Source organism: Streptomyces sp. NPDC001717, from assembly GCF_042892775.1.
In the GTDB taxonomy this organism is placed as follows: domain Bacteria; phylum Actinomycetota; class Actinomycetes; order Streptomycetales; family Streptomycetaceae; genus Streptomyces.
Genome location: NZ_JBIAUK010000010.1, coordinates 120438 through 137020 on the forward strand (window position 1 = coordinate 120438; position 16583 = coordinate 137020).

A 16583-nucleotide genomic window follows, 5' to 3' on the forward strand; every position below is an offset into this window, starting at 1 on the left:
TCGGCCCTCCCCAGCTTGCACCGTTTCATCCCGGATTGCCTATAGCGCCGCGCGAGCGCGACCCGCCCCGTCCAAGCGTGCGTCCGGCCCGTAAGGTATGGGCATGACCAACGAGTCGGACCCCTCGTACCCGGCCCACTGGGAAGCGGACGTCGTCCTGCGCGACGGCGGTACCGCCCGCATCAGGCCGATCACCACCGCGGACGCGGGTCGCCTGGTCAGCTTCTACGAGCAGGTCTCCGACGAGTCGAAGTACTACCGGTTCTTCGCGCCCTATCCCCGCCTCTCCGACCGCGACGTGCACCGCTTCACGCACCACGACTACGTGGACCGCGTCGGCCTCGCAGCGACCATCGGCGGGGAGTTCATCGGCACCGTCCGCTACGACCGCATCGGCCCCGACGGACGCCCCGCCTCCGCTCCCGCCGACGAAGCCGAGGTCGCCTTCCTCGTCCAGGACGCCCACCAGGGCCGCGGGGTCGCCTCCGCCCTCCTCGAACACATCGGAGCGGTGGCCCGGGAGCGCGGCATCCGCCGGTTCGCCGCCGAGGTGCTGCCCGCCAACACCAAAATGATCAAGGTGTTCACGGACGTGGGCTACGAGCAGAAGCGCAGCTTCGAGGACGGCTCCGTCCACCTCACCCTCGACCTCGAACCCACCGCCCATTCCCTCGCCGTGCAGCGCGCCCGCGAACAGCGAGCCGAGGCGCGCTCGGTGCAGCGCCTGCTCGCCCCCGGCTCGGTGGCGGTCGTCGGCGTCAGCCGCTCCGGAGCCGGCGTCGGCGCGGCCGCCCTGCGCAACCTGCGCGACAGCGGCTTCCACGGCCACCTGTACGCCGTCAACGAGGCCGTCACCCGCGACCTGCTCGACGGGGTCCGCGCCTACCGCACCGTCGAGGCCATCGGCGCGCCCGTCGACCTCGCCGTGATCGCCGTCCCCGCCGACCGGGTCCCGGAAGCCGTGGCCGCCTGCGGCGAGCACGGGGTGCAGGGCCTCGTCGTCCTGTCCGCCGGATACGGGGAGAGCGGCCCCGAGGGGCTGGAGCGCCAGCGCGAACTGGTGCGCCAGGTCCGCTCGTACGGGATGAGGCTGATCGGCCCGAACGCCTACGGGGTGATCAACACCGCCCCGGAGGTGGAGCTCAACGCCTCCCTCACCCCCGCCCCGATGCCCATGCGCGGCCGGATCGGCCTGTTCACGCAGTCCGGGGCGATCGGCATCGCCCTGCTCTCGGCCCTGCTCCGACGCGGGGAGGGGCTGTCCTCCTTCGTCTCGGCGGGGAACCGGGCCGACGTCTCCGGCAACGACATCCTCCAGTACTGGTACGACGACGAGACGACCGACGTCGCCCTCATGTACCTGGAAACCCTCGGCAACCCGCGCAAGTTCACCCGCCTCGCCCGCCGCACGGCCGCCGCCAAGCCGGTGGTCGTCGCCAAGGGCGGCCGTCACACCCCGGCCGGCCACCTCGTCCCCGGCACCCGGCTGCCCGACGCCACCGTCTCCGCCCTGCTGCGGCAGGCCGGCGTCATCCGGGTCGACACCGTCACCGAGCTGGTGGACGTCGGTCTGCTGCTCGCCGCGCAGCCGCTGCCCGCCGGGCCCCGGATCGCGATCCTCGGCAACTCCGAGTCCCTCGGCGTGCTCACCTACGACGCCTGCCTGACCCAGGGCCTGAGCCCGCTGCCGCCGCTCGACCTGACGACCGCCGCCTCCCCGGCCGATTTCCGCGACGCGCTGGCCGCCGCGCTGGCCTCCCCCGACAACGACGCCGTCGTCGTCACGGCCATCCCCTGGCTGAGCGAGCACGCGCTCGCCGACGACCTCGCCGACGCCCTGCGGGACGCCGTGACCGAGGTACCGGGCAAGCCGGTCGCCGTCGTGCACGTGGAACTCGGCGAACTGGTGGCCGCCCTCTCCGCGGCCAGGGCCTCCGATCCCGAAGAGCCCCTCCCTCCCGGGGCGGTCCCCGAGGTACGGACCCCCGCCGCGCCCCCGACCGAGCCGAAGCCCGCACCGCCGGCCGAGACGCCCGCCCCCGCCGCGCTCCCGCCCTTCGCGACCGCCCCCGCCACGCCGGCGGCCGGGTACCCGGACCGGATCCCCAGCTACCCCGCGGCCGAGCGGGCCGTACGGGCCCTCGCCGAGGCCGTCCGCTACGGCCAGTGGCGGCGGGCCGCCGCGGACACGGTCGGTCAGGTCCCCGAGTACGAGGACATCGACGAGCCCGGGGCCGCCGCGCAGCTGGCCGCCCTGCTGGTCGACCTCGACCCCGACAGCGGGGGCGTGCTGACCCTGCCCGACTGGGACGGCCGCGAGCTGCTCGCCCGCTACGGGATCCGCGTGCTGCCGGCCCTGCCCGCGCCCAGCCCCGACGCCGCTGTCCGCGCCGCCGGGGTCCTCGGCTACCCCGTGGCGCTCAAGACCACCGCCCCGCACCTGCGCCACCGCGCGGACCTGGGCGGCGTACGGCTCGACCTCGCCAACGAGACCGAGCTGCGACGCTCGTACGAGGAGCTCACCGAAGGGCTCGGCAAGCCCGCGGAGCTCCTGCCCGTGGTGCAGGCCATGGTGCCGCGCGGGGTCGACACCGTCGTCCGGTCCGTCGTGGACCCGGCCGTCGGCGCGGTCCTGTCCTTCGGGCTGGCGGGCGTCGCCTCGGAGCTGCTCGGTGACACCGCCCACAGACTCGTCCCGGCCACCGACCGGGACGCCGCGGAATTGATCCGGTCGATCCGGACCGCTCCCCTCCTCTTCGGCTGGCGCGGCAGCGACCCCGTCGACACCCCCGCGCTGGAGGAGCTGCTCCTGCGCGTGTCCCGCATGGTGGACGACCACCCCGAGGTGGTCGGGGTCTCCCTGGAGCCCGTGGTGGTCGCGACCGAGGGGTTCTCCGTGCTCAGCGCCACCGTGCGGATCGCCCACCCGCCGGTCCGCGGCGACCTCGGCCCACGGACGCTTCCCAGCTACTGAGCGGGGTGCGGGGAAAGGCCGGGGCGCCCCGAACGGGCCTTAGGATGGACCTCATGGCGAAATCCGGTACGACGACCCAGGGGCTGCGCACGGCGATCGAGCGCAGCGGCTACTACCCGGCCCTCGTGGCCGAGGCGGTGGAGGCCGCGGTGGGCGGCGAGCCGATTTCGTCGTACCTGGTCCACCAGGAGACGACCTTCGACTCCAACGAGGTGCGCCGGCACGTCACCGTCCTCGTCCTGACGGGCAACCGTTTCATCGTCAGCCACACCGACGAGCAGGCCGCCGACGCCGGATCCCCCTCCCCGTACGCGACCACCTCCACCGAGTCGGTCAAGCTGTCCAGCATCTCCTCCGTGGTGCTCAGCCGGGTCGTCGCGAACCCGGAGTCCTACACCCCCGGCACCCTGCCCCGCGAGGTCGTCCTGACCATCGGCTGGGGCGCGGTCTCCCGGATCGACCTGGAGCCGGCCGCCTGCGGCGACCCGAACTGCGACTCCGACCACGGCTACACCGGCAACTCCACCGCCGACGACCTGAGCCTGCGCGTCAGCGAGGCCGGCGACGGCCCCGAGGCCGTGCGCCAGACGCTCGTCTTCGCGCAGGCGCTCTCCGAGGCGACGGCGGCGACGTCCGCCCCCTCCGCCCGCTGATGGCGTACTCCGCACCGCAGGGCTGGGACGAACCGGAGCTGCTGGACCTGGCCGGCGCCCCCGTCCCGCACTACGGCACCGGCTCGCTGGCCGACCTGCTGCCCACCCTCGTGGCCGGTCAGGGCGTGCCCGGTTTCACCGCGTCCATCGCCGAGCTGACGCCCGCCGACCGCAACTGCGTGTTCCTGGTCGACGGCATGGGCTGGGAGCAGATCAAGGCCCACCCGGACGAGGCGCCGTACCTCACCTCCCTGCTCGCGAGCTCGCGCGGCGGCACCGGCCGCCCGATCACCGCGGGCTTCCCGGCGACCACCGCCACCTCGCTCGCCTCGGTCGGCACCGGCCTGCCGCCGGCCCTCCACGGCCTGCCCGGCTACGCCGTCCGCAACCCGGCCAGTGGCGAGCTGATGAACCAGCTGCGCTGGCACCCGTGGACCTCGCCGAAGCCCTGGCAGCCGTACCCGACCGTCTTCCAGCTGGCCGACAAGGCCGGGGTGCACACCGCGCAGGTGTCCTCGCCCGCCTTCCAGACCACTCCGCTCACCAAGATCGCGCTGTCCGGGGGAACCTTCCACGGCCGGATGACCGGCGAGGAGCGGATGGACCTCGCGGCGATCCAGCTCGCGGAGGGCGATCGCTCGCTCGTGTACACGTACTTCAGCGAGCTCGACGGGGCCGGCCACCGGCACGGCGTCGACTCCGACGCCTGGCGCGGTCAGCTGATGTACGTCGACCGGCTCGTCCAGCGCCTCGCCGAGCAGCTGCCGCCGCGCACCGCGCTGTACGTGACCGCGGACCACGGCATGGTCGACGTCCCCTTCGACGAGGACTCCCGCATCGACTTCGACGAGGACTGGGAGCTCGGCGCCGGCGTGGCCCTGCTCGGCGGCGAGGGCCGGGCCCGGCACGTGTACGCGGTACCGGGAGCCGAGGCCGACGTCCTGACCGTGTGGCGCGAGGTGCTCGGCGACCGCTTCTGGGTCGCGAGCCGCGAAGAGGCCCTCGAACTGGGCTGGTTCGGCGCGCCGGGGGAGTGCGACGAGCGCGTTCTCGGCCGCATCGGCGACGTGATCGCGGCCGCCCAGGCCGACGTGGCGATCACCGCCTCCCGCAACGAGCCCAACGAGTCGGCCCTCGCCGGCATGCACGGCTCGATGACGGCGGCCGAGCAACTGGTCCCGCTCCTCGAAATCCGCTCCTGAACCCCCGCTCCCGAACCGCTGCTCCCGACCCTCCGCTGCCGAGCCGCTCCACCTGCCCACGACCCGAAAGGTCCCGCACTTCCCATGCCCGAGCTGGTGTTCTTCTCCGGAACGATGGACTGCGGAAAGAGCACTCTGGCTCTGCAAATCACGCACAACCGCTCGGCGCGCGGCCTGCAGGGCGTGATCTTCACCCGGCAGGACCGGGCGGGCGAGGGCAAGCTGTCCTCGCGCCTGGGCCTGGTGACGGACGCGGTCGAGGTCACGGACACCATGGACCTGTACGCGTACCTGGTGGGCGAGCTCTCGGCCGGCGGCAGGGCGGACTACGTGATCGCGGACGAAGCGCAGTTCCTGGCCCCCGACCAGATCGACCAGCTGGCCCGCATCGTCGACGAGCTCGACATGGACGTCTTCGCCTTCGGCATCACGACCGACTTCCGCACGAAGCTCTTCCCGGGCTCGCAGCGCCTGATCGAGCTGGCGGACCGCCTCGAACAGCTCCAGGTCGAGGCCCTGTGCTGGTGCGGGGCCCGCGCCACCCACAACGCCCGTACGGTGGGCGGCGAAATGGTCGTCGAGGGCGCCCAGGTGGTCGTCGGCGACGTGAACCGCCCGGCGGAGGAGATCGGCTACGAGGTCCTCTGCCGCCGCCACCACCGCAAGCGCATGACGAGCGCCACCTCGCGGGCGGGTTCGCTGTCGCCCGACGTGCTGCCGGTCAGCTCCGGCTGAACCCCCGGTTCGAGAGCCTCCGGGGACCGGAAGGGCCGATCGCCGAGTCGAACCCGGCAGGTCCGGGGCGTGCCGGGCTCGGGCGATTCGCTCCTCGACGCCGGCCGCCTCCCTCTGCGGACCCTTGCCCGGCCGCGGCTCCCGATGCCCTCGGACCCGGTCTCCCGTGCCCCGTCGAGGGCTCCGCGCGGACTGACTCATTCCCCGCTGGCAGGAGGGGAAGGGCGCGCGGTTGGATGCCGTGGAAGGGGGGAGTCGACATGAGGCTTTTGTCCTGTCCGTTGGATGAGTGGGAGATCGCACGGGCCTTGCCGGACGAGCGATTACGGCCGGGGGTGCACGGCTACCGGGGGTTCCGGATCGCGCCGAGGGGGCCGCAGCGCCGCCTGGAACTGCCCCAGGGGATGGTCACGCTGGTCATCGGATTCGAGGGTCCGGTGCGCGTCACGGACCCCGTACGTCGGACGGGCGAGCCGTACACCTCGCTGGTCGCGGGGCTGCACACCCGCCCCGCGCTGGGGGAGCACGACGGTCGGGCCTCCGGGGTGCAGGTGATCCTCACCCCCTGGGCCGCATTCCGATTACTCGCCGTCGACATGTACGAGCTCGCCGAATCCGTGGTCGACCTGGACGCGGTCCTCGGTCCTCGGGGCCGGGCCCTCGCCGACGCGCTCGCCGCCGCTCCGGGCTGGGACGAGCGGTTCGCCCTCCTCGACCGGGTGCTGACCCGCGCCTGTGCTTCCGGGCCCGTGGCCTGCCCGCAGGTGCTGAGGGCCTGGGAACTGCTGTGCGTCGGCCGCCGGCACCTTCCCGTCGGACGTGTCGCCGCCGAGGTCGGCTGGAGCGAACGGCAGCTGCGACGACGCTTCCAGGAGCAGATCGGACTGTCCCCGATGGCCGTCACGCGCGTGGTCCGGCTACGGCACGCGCTGCACCTGCTCACCACCGGAGCGTCGACCACGGCCACCGCCTCGGCCTGCGGATTCCACGACCAGCCGCACTTCCAGCACGAGTTCAAGGCCATGACCAGCCTGACGCCGGCGGAGTTCCTGGCCCACCGGGCCCGGGCCGACGCCGGGCCCGCCCGCGTGGACCGCATCGCCGGCCAGGTCACCAGCGTCCTCCTCCCCGCCTGAGCAGGGCACGTACGGCGGCCGATTTCTACAAGACGGGCCGTCCCCCGCGATGACAGGGTGAAGCCGCCCCGCCTGGAGACGCTTCCCCTGCCAGAGAGAGTGAAGGTGGCCAAGGTGCCGTCGGATGACGAAGTGATCGTGGTGCGCACCCCCGAGGAGTTCCTCGGAATGCCCGAGGAATACCAGTCCATGGCGACGAGGCAGATGCTCATCCATGCCGAGGGCGAGCTGTCCGGTGCCGACGACTACATCCGGGTCTTCTACCCGCTGGCGCCGAACGCGGAGGAGCGGCAGGTCTGCTGCGAGCGTGCCGCCGAGGAGATCAACCACTTCAAGGTGGCCAGCGCGGTCCTGTCGGACCTGGGCATCGACACCACACAGATGTCGACCCAGACGCTGGAGGAACGGCGCAAGCTCTTCCTGACGGCCGACTTCCACAACAGCACCACCTGGGCCGAGCGCGGAGTGGTCTCCTGGCTGATCGAGGACGCCGTGATGGAGCTGCTCAAGGAGATGTCCGCGAGCAGCTACCGGCCTTGGGCCGACTCCTTCCGCACCGTCATCCAGGACGAGCGCGTGCACATCGCGCACGGTGCCCGCATCGTCCGCGGCCTGGTCAAGGACCGCGAAGGCAAGAAGCAGGTGCAGGCGGCCGTCGACCGGCTGTGGCCGCACTCGCTGGACGTCTTCGGCAGTCCGGACTCCAAGAAGGCGGAGATCGCCGTGGGTTGGGGTCTGCGAACCCGTACCAACGCCGAGGCCCGGCACGACTGGGCGGTCCGCGGTGGCGCGAAGGTGAAGAAACTCGGGCTGACCCTTCCGGTCTGACCCGGCCCGATCTGCGGAAGACCGGCAGCTGAACAGAGGAGACCCCGAACATGTCAGCCCAGCCACTCAACCTCACCCGGCGGCCCCGCTCGCGGGACGAGATCCGTGCACGCGTCGCCGACATCGTCGAGAAGGAACCGGAACTGGGCGTCAGACTCGACGCGTTACGCAGTTTCGGACGGCAGGTGCGCAACACGGAGGTACACCTCACCGGTGCCTGCAACATCCGGTGCGACGGCTGCTGGTTCTTCGCCCACGACTTCGACTCGGCCGTCACGGACGAGCGCGATCTGGTCAAAGTGCGCGGCTTCGTGGAGCGCCTGAAGGCCGACGGGGTCACCTCGGCGCTCCTCATCGGTGGGGAGCCCACCCTCGTCCCGGACAAGATAAGACCGTTCGTCGAGCTGCTGGACTACGTGACCATCTCGACCAACGGCCTCCTGGCCCTGCCCCGGGAGGGGTTCGAGGACGTGGCGATCGCCGTGTCCGTCTTCGGCGGCGGGCCGCTCGACGACCGGCTCCGGGCGATCCACCCCAACGGCCGCCGCTTCTCCGGCCTGATCGACACCGCCCTCGACAACTACCGCGACGACCCTCGGGCCACGTTCATCTACGCGCTGACCGAGCCCGGCGTCGGCCACATCGAAGAGACCGTCCGCAAGATGGCCGACAACGGCAATCTGATCAGCTTCAACTTCTACAGCGAGTACGGCGGCGACCACCCGCTCAAGGCGCTCGAAGGCCGCAAGCTGCTCGACGAGGCCCTGCGCGTCAAGGAGCTGTTCCCGGAGGCGGTGGTGAACGACCCGTACTACATCGAGGCCCTCATCACCGGCCGCTCGCACGGCCGGGACTTCGGGTACGACGTGTGCCCGAGCATCAGCGTGGACCACAAGGCGCACGCGGACCGCATCGCCAACGGAAACCCGGTGCTGCCGGGATTCAACGCGTGGGGCGCCGATCTCGAAACCGTGCAGTTCTGCTGCACTTCCGGCCACTGCGGGGACTGCCGGGACAGCCAGGCGGTGCACAGTTGGCTCCTGATGAGCATGCACGAGTTCCTCGACAGCCCCGACGACCTGCGCACCTGGCTCGGCGTCTCGGAGGGCTACTGGCGCCAGTGGAGCTGGTCGCCGTACAGCCCGCACCGCACGGCCTGACCGAACCACCGCAAGCCCCCGAGAAACAAGGAAGGGACGCACTCACGTGCCCCAGCCGTTCAGCGTTCGCATCGCCGTCCGCGAGTACGAGCTCGATACCCGCGGCCACCTCAACCAGTCGGTCTACCTCCAGTACTGCGAGCACGCGCTGTGGGAGGTGCTGCTGGCCGCGGGCATCCCGGGCGACAAGCTGCTGGCCGGCGGGGTCGGACCGGCCCAGCTGGAGTGCACCCTGAAGTTCAAGCGCGAGCTCCAGGGCGGCGACCGGGTCGACGTGGTCTGCACCTTCGAGTGGGGGACGGGCAAGACCTTCCGGCTGCGCCAGGAGATCCGGAAGGCGGACGGCACCCTGGCCTGCGAGGTGACCGGCACGATCGGCCTCCTCGACCTGGCCCGCCGCACCCTGGTCACCGACCCCGGCGGCTACCTCCGCAAGCTGTCCGAGGACCCCACGGTCCTCGGACTCTGACCGGGGCCCCGAACCGGACCCCGTCACCCGAACGGCGCACCGAAGAGGGAGAATCCCACCATGGGATTCGGCCTCTACATCGGCATACCGGTCGCCGTCGTGGCGCTGCTCGTCGCCGCGGCGGGGACCGCCACGCTCACCACGGGCTGGATGTTGCCCTGGCAGCGCACACACGTCGTCCGCCCACGGCTGTTCGGCTGGGCGCAGCTGCTGATCGCGGCAGCCCTGTTCGTCCAACTGGCCGGCCTGTCGGTGGCGGGTTCCCCGTACGCGAGTCTTTTCGCGATGCCGGGGACCGTGGCACTGCTCTTCGGCCTGGTACTGATCACCCGCGCCCAGCGTCCGTCACGGCCCGGCCGGCGCGGCTGACCCCGCACGGGCAGGGCGGTGCCGCGGGCGGCCGGACGTGCTCGGCGAGGTCAGTCCCGGCCCCGTGAGCGCACGAGGGTGAACACCGCGCCCTCCGGGTCCGCGACCGTGGCCACGCGTCCCTCGATGCCCTCGCGGGGCGGTTCGACGACGCGCCCGCCGAGCTCGGCGACCCGGGTGGCGGCCGCGTCGGTGTCCTCCACCTCGAAGTACGCCATCCAGTGCGGACCCCGGTCGTGCGGCAGCGAGCGGCCGACCCCGTGCACGGCGGCAACCGGGCGGCCGCCCAGCTGGAGGGTCAGGTAGTCGAAGTCGTCGGCGCCCGGGTCGTGGGCCGCCACCTCGTGGCCGAAGACGTGCTGGTAGAACTTGCCGACCGTCGAGGTGTCCTGGGTGACCAGTTCGTTCCACACCGGGGTGCCGGGAGATCCCGGCAACCGGGTGCCCGGGTGGCTCAGGGCCTGCCACAGCCCGAAGATCGCACCCAGCGGGTCGGAGCAGATCGCCATCCGCCCCGCGCTGCCGCCGTCCAGCGGGCCCACCGCCACCGTGCCACCGCACGAGCGGATCGCCTCGGCACTCGCGTCCGCGTCGTCGGTGGCGAAGTACGTGGTCCAGGCCACCGGCAGGTGCCGGTCCGGCGGCATCTCGCCGATACCGGCCACCTCCCGGCCGTTCAGTACGGCCCGGACGTACGGGCCCAGTTGCTCCGGGCCGGGCTCGTACTCCCAGCCGAACAGATCGGCGTAGAAGTCCTCGGTCGTCCCGAGACCGTGCACCATCAGACTCACCCAGCACGGGGTGCCGGGCGCGTACCGGGTCGCTGTCGCTGGCTCGGTCATGTGAGCCGTCTCCTCTGTCGAGTTCGAGTCGCTCGCCGGTGCTGATGCTTCCACTCCCGGAGCCCCGGCGCGCCCCGACCGGGCCGCATGGCGGAGCCCGGGGACATAGATGACCGGATCGGTGCGCCCGCGCGGTGACGGGCGTGTTACGCCGGGCCCGGGCGGGGAGGAAGATGGGCCGCATGACTGCGAATTCTGCGATCCTCTCCGCCGCCGAGCTGCGGGCCGAGCTGGCCGGCTCCCGGCCGCCCGTGCTGCTGGACGTCCGCTGGCAGCTGGGTGGCCCCGACCAGCGCCCCGCCTACGAAGCCGGGCACCTGCCGGGCGCGGTGTACGTCGACCTCGACCACGAACTGGCAGGTCCGCCCGGCGCGGGCGGCCGCCACCCGCTCCCCGACACGGAGGCCTTCGGCGCGGTGATGCGGCGGGCCGGCGTCACCTCCGACGGGCCCGTGGTCGTGTACGACGGCGGCCAGGGCTGGGCCGCGGCCCGCGCGTGGTGGCTGCTGCGCTGGACGGGGCACCCGGACGTGCGGGTACTGGACGGGGGCCTGGCCGCGTGGGTGGCGGCCGGGGGCACCGTATCGGCCGACCGGGTGACTTCCGTGGAGGGCGATTTCAAGCCAACTCCGGCGGCTTCGGGGCTGCTGGACGCCGACGGCGCGGCCGCACGGGCGCGTGCGGGGCTGCTCCTGGACGCCCGGGCGGGGGAGCGCTACCGCGGCGAGGTCGAGCCGATCGACCCGGTCGGCGGCCACATCCCGGGCGCGGTGTCGGCCCCGACCACGGAGAACGTGACGGGTGACGGCCGTTTCCGTCCGGCGGACGAGCTGCGTGCCCGATTCGAGGCGCTCGGCGCCGTGGAGGGCACGGAGGTCGGCGTGTACTGCGGCTCGGGCGTGTCCGGGGCCCACGAGGTCCTGGCGCTGGCCGTGGCCGGCATCGAGTCCGACCTGTACGCGGGCAGCTGGTCGCAATGGTCCTCCGACCCGGACCGCCCCGTGGCCACCGGCCCGGACCCGCAGTAGGAGCGGCAACCGCGCGGTGCGACGGCCGGGCCGCCACCGGGAGTACCGGCGGCGGCCCGGCCGTCGCGATGCGAGGGTCGCACCGAGCGGATCGAGCTATTCCTGCTTCTTGCGCCGTGTCCCGAAGACGATCTCGTCCCAGCTGGGCACCGCCGCGCGGCGGCCCGGACGGACCCCGTCGGCCTCGGCCTGGCGGTCGGTGGTTCCGGTCAGCCGGTCGCGGTGCCCCGCGACCGTACGGGGCATCAGGACGTCCGCGTACGCGGCGCCCGCGCCCGCCGAGGCGGCCGGGGCCGGCGGCTCCTCCACCTCCGCCTCCGTGGGCGGGGTCTCAGTGCGGTCCGGTACCACCAGGTCGCCGCGGAAGCTCGGGACGGCCTCCAGCAGGCTCGTCAGGGTGTCCCGCTCCTCCTCCGGCTCCGGCTGAGGGGCGGCCGCCCTGGCCTCGGCCCGCTCCAGTTGCCGGTCGAGAGCCCGGTCCAGCGGCCGGTCGAGGGTGCGGTCCAGCGGCCGGTCGCGCGGCAGCCGCGCGATCCTCGGCACGAACGGGAAGCTCGGCTCCGGCGCCGCCGGCAGGTCCTCCGCCTCCCCGATGAGGGAGCGGGCCTCGTCGTCCACGGCCACCACCAGCCGGCGGGGCGGATCGTAGGTCCAGCTCGCCGAGTGCGGTTCGCCCACGACCCGGTAGACGAGGAGGACCTCCCAGGTGCCGTCGTCGCGGCGCCACGAGTCCCACTGGACGGATTCCTTCTCGGCCCCGCGCAGGGTGAGGCGTTCCTGCACGGCCTCGCCGAGCTGCGGCCCGGTGTTCTCGCCGGGACGGCGCACGGGGGTCTTGCGGGCGCGCTCGGCCATGAACGCGCGCTCCGCGAGCACCGGTCCCTCGAAGCGGCGTACGCGGTCGACGGGGATGCCGGCGAGTTGAGCGACCTCCTCAGCGGAGGCACCGGCCCGTATGCGGGCCTGGATGTCGCGGGGGCGGAGGTGGCTCTCGACCTCGATCTCGATCTGGTTCAGGCGTGCTCGATCGTTGCGTACGGCAGCCCGAAGCCGCTCGTCGATCGGAAGCGTGTACTCCGTGCTGTCCGCAGCCTTGAGCACCAGTCGTGTGCCGTCATTGGAGACGGCCACGACACGCAGTTCGGGCATGGGGACCTCCCGGGTGGTGCCTGCCGACGTCACGTGCGTCGCTGCTTCCGCTAGTCGAGTGTGGCCTGCCCGGGTGCAGCCTGCCACAACCTTGCCGAGTTAAACCGGCGTGTCGGGCATGCGCCCTTGATCGCCGTTATGGCACGGTTACCTGTTGGGCACGCACAGTGACCAAGTGGTTACTGTGCGCAGCAGGAGCCCGTGCGATATCGCGGTATCGCCGGTCTTCGAGTGCCGTTTTCCATCAATCGGCCCCCTCACCCGAGTCCGGACATCCGTAAGGAAGGACAGTCCCAGGGATCGCCACAGTACTCCATTCGGGCCACCTGGGTGGACCGCCGCGCCGCCGAACTTCTCCCGGACGGCGGGAGTTGGCCTGCCCTCTGTCGGGTCCCACCTGCGCACGTGTCCGATTCGGGGTGTCTTGCTTCACAGAATCCACAGAAACGGAACTTTCCGTTTCGTTCAGCTGTCGGTAACTGCTGAGGGATTGGACACGCGAGGGGCACGACGCGCAGGGGATGGCGATGGGTCAGAAAGCGGCGCACGGCGCCGAACCGGACATACGGCGGTCGACGGGACCGGAGGAGTCGGAGAGGAAGAAACTCGACCTGAGCGCGACCCAGGTCGCCGGCAGTTCCCTCGCCACCGTCGCGGCCGCGCTGTTGGCCTCCAAGTTGGGCGTCTACGGAACGATCCTGGGCGCGGGCGTGGTGAGCGTGGTCGCGACCGCCGGAGGACCGGTCATCCAGCACCTCTTCCGGCATACCGGCGACCGGCTGCGCGGGAGCACCCGCCCCAAGTCCCGCCGGGCACCCGCGCCCGTCCCCGACGGGGAGTTCGGCGAGGCCACCGTGCACGGCACCCGGGTACGGGGTTGGAAGCGCACGGCGGTCGCGGCCGGCGCCGCCTTCGCCATCTCGCTCGGGGTCCTCGGAACGTACGAGGCCGTCGCCGGAACCTCCGTCAGCAGCGGCGGCGGGACCATCTTCTCGGGCGGTACGCGCACGGCGGGCCAGGAACGGCGGGACCCGGGCGGCGAGTCGGGCACCGATGGCGGGAAGCGGAGCGGGGAGGACGGGCGGGACAAGGGCCCGAAGGACGGGCAGGTCCCGGGCGCCGGCTCCTCCCCGAACCCCTCCGGCGGGTCGGACGGCGACGGGCGCGGCCCGAGCCCGGCCCCGAGCCGCTCGGAGTCGGGGCACCCGACGCCCACCCCCACGCCGACCCCGTCCGCCCCCGCCACCACACCGGCCCCGAGCCGTTCGCCGGTCACGGAGCCGTCGCCGCAGACGGGTCGGGGGGTCCAGGGCGCCACCCCCTGAACCGGAGGGTGGCCGACCCGGACGCCCGCGGTCAGTCGCCCAGCACCCGCCGCAGGTAGTCGTTGCCGAACACCCGGTCCGGGTCGAGGCGGTCGCGCAGCGCGGTGAACTCGCCGAACCGCGGATAGGCCTCCGCGAAGTACTCCGCGTCGCGCGTGTGCACCTTGCCCCAGTGCGGACGCCCGCCGTGCGCGGTGAAGATGCGCTCGGCCGCCGTGAAGTAGGCCTGGTACGGGGTGCCCTTGTACATGTGCACCGCGACGTACGCCGACTCGCGCCCGGAGGCCGTCGACAGCGTGATGTCGTCCGCCGGGGCCGTCCGCACCTCCACCGGGAAGCTGATCCGCAGGCGCGAACGGTCCACCATGGCCCGCAGCTCCCGCAGGGCCTCGACGAGCCGCTCGCGCGGGAGGGCGTACTCCATCTCCACGAACCGCACCCGGCGCGGGCTGGTGAACACCTTGTACGGGATGTCCGTGTAGGTGCGCGCGGAGAGGGCGCGGCTGGCGACGCGGGCGATGGAGGGGATCGTGGCGGGGACCGCGCGGCCCAGCGAGTTGACCGCCTGGAAGAGGCCGTTGGACAGCAGCTCGTCCTCGATCCAGGCGCTGACCGGTCCGGGCGGGGCGGCGGGGCCCTGGCTGCGGTTGTTCCGCTTGGTGTTGCAGTTGCCGGTGTGCGGGAACCAGTAGAACTCGAAGTGCTCGTTCTCCGCGAAGTGCTGGTCGAACTCCGCCGTCACCCGGTCGAAGCCCATGGGCTCCTCGCGGGCGGTCAGGAAGAAGAGCGGCTCGACGGCGAAGGTGATCGCGGTGACGATGCCGAGCGCCCCGATGCCGACCCGGGCCGCCGCGAAGACGTCCGGGTGGTCCTTCTCGGAGCAGACGAGCAGTTCGCCGTCCGCCGTGACCAGCTCCAGACCGCGGATCTGGGCGGCTATGGACGCCGAGTCGCGGCCGGTGCCGTGCGTTCCCGTGCTGGTGGCGCCGGAGACGGTCTGTTCCATGATGTCGCCCATGTTGGTGAGCGAGAGGCCCTCCTGGGCGAGGGCCGCGTTCAGGTCCTTGAGGACCGTGCCCGCCTCCACCGTCACCGTGCCCGCGGCCCGGTCGATCTCCCGGATCCCGGCCAGCGCCTGCGGCCGTACGAGCAGGCCGTCGGTCGCGGCGGCCGCGGTGAAGGAGTGGCCGGTGCCGACCGCCTTCACCCGCATGCCCTCCTGGGCGGCCCGGCGGACCGCCTCCTGAAGCTCCCCGACCGAAGCCGGGGTGACGGTGCGGGCGGGCGTGGCGGTGACGTTCCCCGCCCAGTTACGCCACGCGGTCTGCGCGCTCTTCCCTGCTGTCGCCGTCGCCATCGCTGACGCGCTCCTCCCCTTGCGCCGGCCTCGTCAGCCGGCGGTATCCCGCGAACGCCACCGCCGCCGCGGCCACCCCCGCCGAGATGGAGACGACGTACCCGCTGCGAGCCCCGGCGGCGTCGATGACCAGACCGGTCACCGACGAGCCGACGGCGACGCCGACCGCGAGGCCGGTGCTGATCCAGGTCATGCCCTCGGTCAGCTTCGCGCGTGGGACGTGCGCCTCTATCAGGGCCATCGTGGTGATCATCGTGGGAGCGATGGCGAGGCCCGAGACGAAGAGCGCCACGGCCAGAAACGGCAAGTTCCCGGCCAGTAGGAGGGGGATCATACTCACGGCCATCGCACATATGCCCAGCACCCAGCGACGCTCCATCCGGCCTTTGAGATGCAGCAGGCCGAAGACGATTCCGGCGATACAGGACCCGAACGCCCAGATGGCCAGGATGAGGCTGGCGGCGGACTTGTGGCCCTGCTCCTCGGCGAAGGCCAGGGTGGACACGTCGATGGAGCCGAAGATCGCGCCGGTCGCCACGAAGGTCGCCGTGAGCACCTGCAGGCCGGGGGAGCGCAGGGCCGAGGTGTGCTTGCCGCTGGTCTCGCGCGGGTGCGGCTTCGGCTCGGTGGAGCGCTGCGCGGTGAGCAGCCAGACGCCGACCATCAGGCAGACCGCGGCGATGAGCGGGCCGGCCTCGGGGAACCAGGTGGTGGACAGGCCGATGGCGATGATCGGGCCGAAGATGAAGCAGATCTCGTCCACCACGGACTCGAAGGAGTACGCGGTGTGCAGCTCGCGGGGGGAGTCCGCGTAGAGCACGGTCCAGCGGGCGCGGACCATCGAGCCCACGCTCGGCACGCAGCCGGCGATGGCGGTGAGGACGAAGAGGGTCCAGTCCGGCAGCCCGTTCGCGGCGGCCAACAGCAGTCCGGCGACCGCCGCCACGGATATCAGGGTGGCGGGCCGCAGGACGCGGCGCTGCCCGTACTGGTCCACCAGGCGGGAGACCTGCGGGCCGATGACGGCGGCGGAGAGCGCCAGGGTGCCGGTGAGGGCGCTGGCCATGGCGTAGCGGCCGGTGATCTCGGAGATCATCGTCAGGATGCCGACGCCGACCATGGAGATCGGCAGTCGGCCGATCAGGCCGGCGGCACTGAACGCCTTGGTTCCGGGAGCCGCGAAGATGGCGCGGTAGGGACTGGGCAAGGGCCCTCCGTAAGGGACGTCATCGGCTCGTACAGCTTACGACCGCCGACCGGACGCCTGCACGTGGAAGTTCCGGATCATGGAACTTAGGCTTACCTTACCTGTTCCGCGGGGCGCGTCGGGGCCGGGCAGGTTCCCGCGCGAGGACG

15 protein-coding genes are annotated in these 16583 nt (G+C 72.4%); 11 read left to right on the plus strand and 4 right to left on the minus strand.

Going from position 1 to position 16583, the window contains the following annotated elements; translation table 11 throughout:
• Nucleotides 1-103: 103 nt before the first annotated feature.
• The 9 genes from ACFYZL_RS18885 (at nucleotide 104) to ACFYZL_RS18925 (ending at nucleotide 9526) form a co-directional block, all read left to right on the plus strand.
• A complete protein-coding gene (locus ACFYZL_RS18885) occupies nucleotides 104-2974 on the plus strand; it encodes a GNAT family N-acetyltransferase (protein ID WP_388680130.1) in 2871 nt (956 codons plus the stop codon).
• A 53-nt stretch (nucleotides 2975-3027) separates the two neighbouring features.
• The gene (locus ACFYZL_RS18890) at nucleotides 3028-3627 is read left to right on the plus strand and encodes a DUF5998 family protein (RefSeq protein WP_362294668.1); all 600 of its coding nucleotides are present in this window, start codon (nucleotides 3028-3030) and stop codon (nucleotides 3625-3627) included.
• A complete protein-coding gene (locus tag ACFYZL_RS18895) occupies nucleotides 3627-4829 on the plus strand; it encodes an alkaline phosphatase family protein (protein WP_384746218.1) in 1203 nt (400 codons plus the stop codon). The genes ACFYZL_RS18890 and ACFYZL_RS18895 overlap by 1 nt, the downstream gene beginning before the upstream one ends.
• Before the next feature lie 84 nt (nucleotides 4830-4913).
• On the plus strand, nucleotides 4914-5564 hold the full coding sequence (locus ACFYZL_RS18900; RefSeq protein ID WP_384746219.1) for a thymidine kinase: 651 nt from the start codon (nucleotides 4914-4916) through the stop codon (nucleotides 5562-5564).
• 260 nt (nucleotides 5565-5824) lie between these two features.
• Nucleotides 5825-6700, plus strand: a complete 876-nt coding sequence (locus tag ACFYZL_RS18905) for a helix-turn-helix transcriptional regulator (RefSeq protein WP_384746220.1) — start codon at nucleotides 5825-5827, stop codon at nucleotides 6698-6700.
• A gap of 114 nt (nucleotides 6701-6814) precedes the next feature.
• On the plus strand, nucleotides 6815-7528 hold the full coding sequence (locus tag ACFYZL_RS18910; protein WP_384746221.1) for a Phenylacetic acid catabolic protein: 714 nt from the start codon (nucleotides 6815-6817) through the stop codon (nucleotides 7526-7528).
• Nucleotides 7529-7578: 50 nt separating this feature from the next.
• A complete protein-coding gene (locus ACFYZL_RS18915) occupies nucleotides 7579-8688 on the plus strand; it encodes a radical SAM protein (RefSeq protein WP_384746222.1) in 1110 nt (369 codons plus the stop codon).
• Between the two features lie 46 nt (nucleotides 8689-8734).
• Complete coding sequence (locus ACFYZL_RS18920) at nucleotides 8735-9157, plus strand: acyl-CoA thioesterase (protein WP_388680136.1); 423 nt, start codon at nucleotides 8735-8737, stop codon at nucleotides 9155-9157.
• Nucleotides 9158-9217: 60 nt separating this feature from the next.
• On the plus strand, nucleotides 9218-9526 hold the full coding sequence (locus tag ACFYZL_RS18925; protein WP_384746223.1) for a hypothetical protein: 309 nt from the start codon (nucleotides 9218-9220) through the stop codon (nucleotides 9524-9526).
• A 50-nt stretch (nucleotides 9527-9576) separates the two neighbouring features.
• Here ACFYZL_RS18925 and ACFYZL_RS18930 read toward each other — a convergent pair whose 3' ends face one another.
• The gene (locus tag ACFYZL_RS18930; protein WP_384746224.1) at nucleotides 9577-10368 is read right to left on the minus strand and encodes a VOC family protein; all 792 of its coding nucleotides are present in this window, start codon (nucleotides 10366-10368) and stop codon (nucleotides 9577-9579) included.
• A gap of 182 nt (nucleotides 10369-10550) precedes the next feature.
• Here ACFYZL_RS18930 and ACFYZL_RS18935 point away from each other — a divergent pair, with 182 nt between their 5' ends.
• Nucleotides 10551-11396, plus strand: coding sequence for a sulfurtransferase (locus tag ACFYZL_RS18935; protein ID WP_384746225.1), 846 nt, complete (start codon nucleotides 10551-10553; stop codon nucleotides 11394-11396).
• A 96-nt stretch (nucleotides 11397-11492) separates the two neighbouring features.
• Here the strand turns inward: ACFYZL_RS18935 and sepH are convergent, their stop codons facing one another.
• The gene (sepH, locus tag ACFYZL_RS18940; RefSeq protein WP_388680140.1) at nucleotides 11493-12545 is read right to left on the minus strand and encodes a septation protein SepH; all 1053 of its coding nucleotides are present in this window, start codon (nucleotides 12543-12545) and stop codon (nucleotides 11493-11495) included.
• A 527-nt stretch (nucleotides 12546-13072) separates the two neighbouring features.
• On the opposite strand from sepH, the gene ACFYZL_RS18945 reads away from it, so the two are divergent.
• Nucleotides 13073-13870: a hypothetical protein gene (locus ACFYZL_RS18945; protein WP_388680142.1), complete on the plus strand. Its 798-nt coding sequence runs from the start codon at nucleotides 13073-13075 to the stop codon at nucleotides 13868-13870.
• A gap of 31 nt (nucleotides 13871-13901) precedes the next feature.
• Here the strand turns inward: ACFYZL_RS18945 and ACFYZL_RS18950 are convergent, their stop codons facing one another.
• Nucleotides 13902-15227, minus strand: a complete 1326-nt coding sequence (locus ACFYZL_RS18950; RefSeq protein ID WP_384758159.1) for a D-arabinono-1,4-lactone oxidase — start codon at nucleotides 15225-15227, stop codon at nucleotides 13902-13904.
• A complete protein-coding gene (locus tag ACFYZL_RS18955; RefSeq protein ID WP_384758161.1) occupies nucleotides 15181-16434 on the minus strand; it encodes an MFS transporter in 1254 nt (417 codons plus the stop codon). Before ACFYZL_RS18955 ends, ACFYZL_RS18950 begins: the two co-directional genes overlap by 47 nt.
• Nucleotides 16435-16583: the final 149 nt, after the last annotated feature.

Excerpts from the sequence above, each read along its gene's own strand:
- ACFYZL_RS18895 (WP_384746218.1), top strand. The coding sequence starts at position 3,627 with ATGGCGTACTCCGCACCGCAGGGCTGGGACGAACCGGAGCTGCTGGAC.
- ACFYZL_RS18945 (WP_388680142.1), top strand. The coding sequence starts at position 13,073 with ATGGGTCAGAAAGCGGCGCACGGCGCCGAACCGGACATACGGCGGTCG.
- ACFYZL_RS18915 (WP_384746222.1), top strand. The coding sequence starts at position 7,579 with ATGTCAGCCCAGCCACTCAACCTCACCCGGCGGCCCCGCTCGCGGGAC.
- ACFYZL_RS18930 (WP_384746224.1), bottom strand. The coding sequence starts at position 10,368 with ATGACCGAGCCAGCGACAGCGACCCGGTACGCGCCCGGCACCCCGTGC.
- ACFYZL_RS18935 (WP_384746225.1), top strand. The coding sequence starts at position 10,551 with ATGACTGCGAATTCTGCGATCCTCTCCGCCGCCGAGCTGCGGGCCGAG.
- ACFYZL_RS18890 (WP_362294668.1), top strand. The coding sequence starts at position 3,028 with ATGGCGAAATCCGGTACGACGACCCAGGGGCTGCGCACGGCGATCGAG.
- sepH (WP_388680140.1), bottom strand. The coding sequence starts at position 12,545 with ATGCCCGAACTGCGTGTCGTGGCCGTCTCCAATGACGGCACACGACTG.
- ACFYZL_RS18885 (WP_388680130.1), top strand. The coding sequence starts at position 104 with ATGACCAACGAGTCGGACCCCTCGTACCCGGCCCACTGGGAAGCGGAC.
- ACFYZL_RS18900 (WP_384746219.1), top strand. The coding sequence starts at position 4,914 with ATGCCCGAGCTGGTGTTCTTCTCCGGAACGATGGACTGCGGAAAGAGC.
- ACFYZL_RS18905 (WP_384746220.1), top strand. The coding sequence starts at position 5,825 with ATGAGGCTTTTGTCCTGTCCGTTGGATGAGTGGGAGATCGCACGGGCC.
- ACFYZL_RS18950 (WP_384758159.1), bottom strand. The coding sequence starts at position 15,227 with ATGGCGACGGCGACAGCAGGGAAGAGCGCGCAGACCGCGTGGCGTAAC.
- ACFYZL_RS18925 (WP_384746223.1), top strand. The coding sequence starts at position 9,218 with ATGGGATTCGGCCTCTACATCGGCATACCGGTCGCCGTCGTGGCGCTG.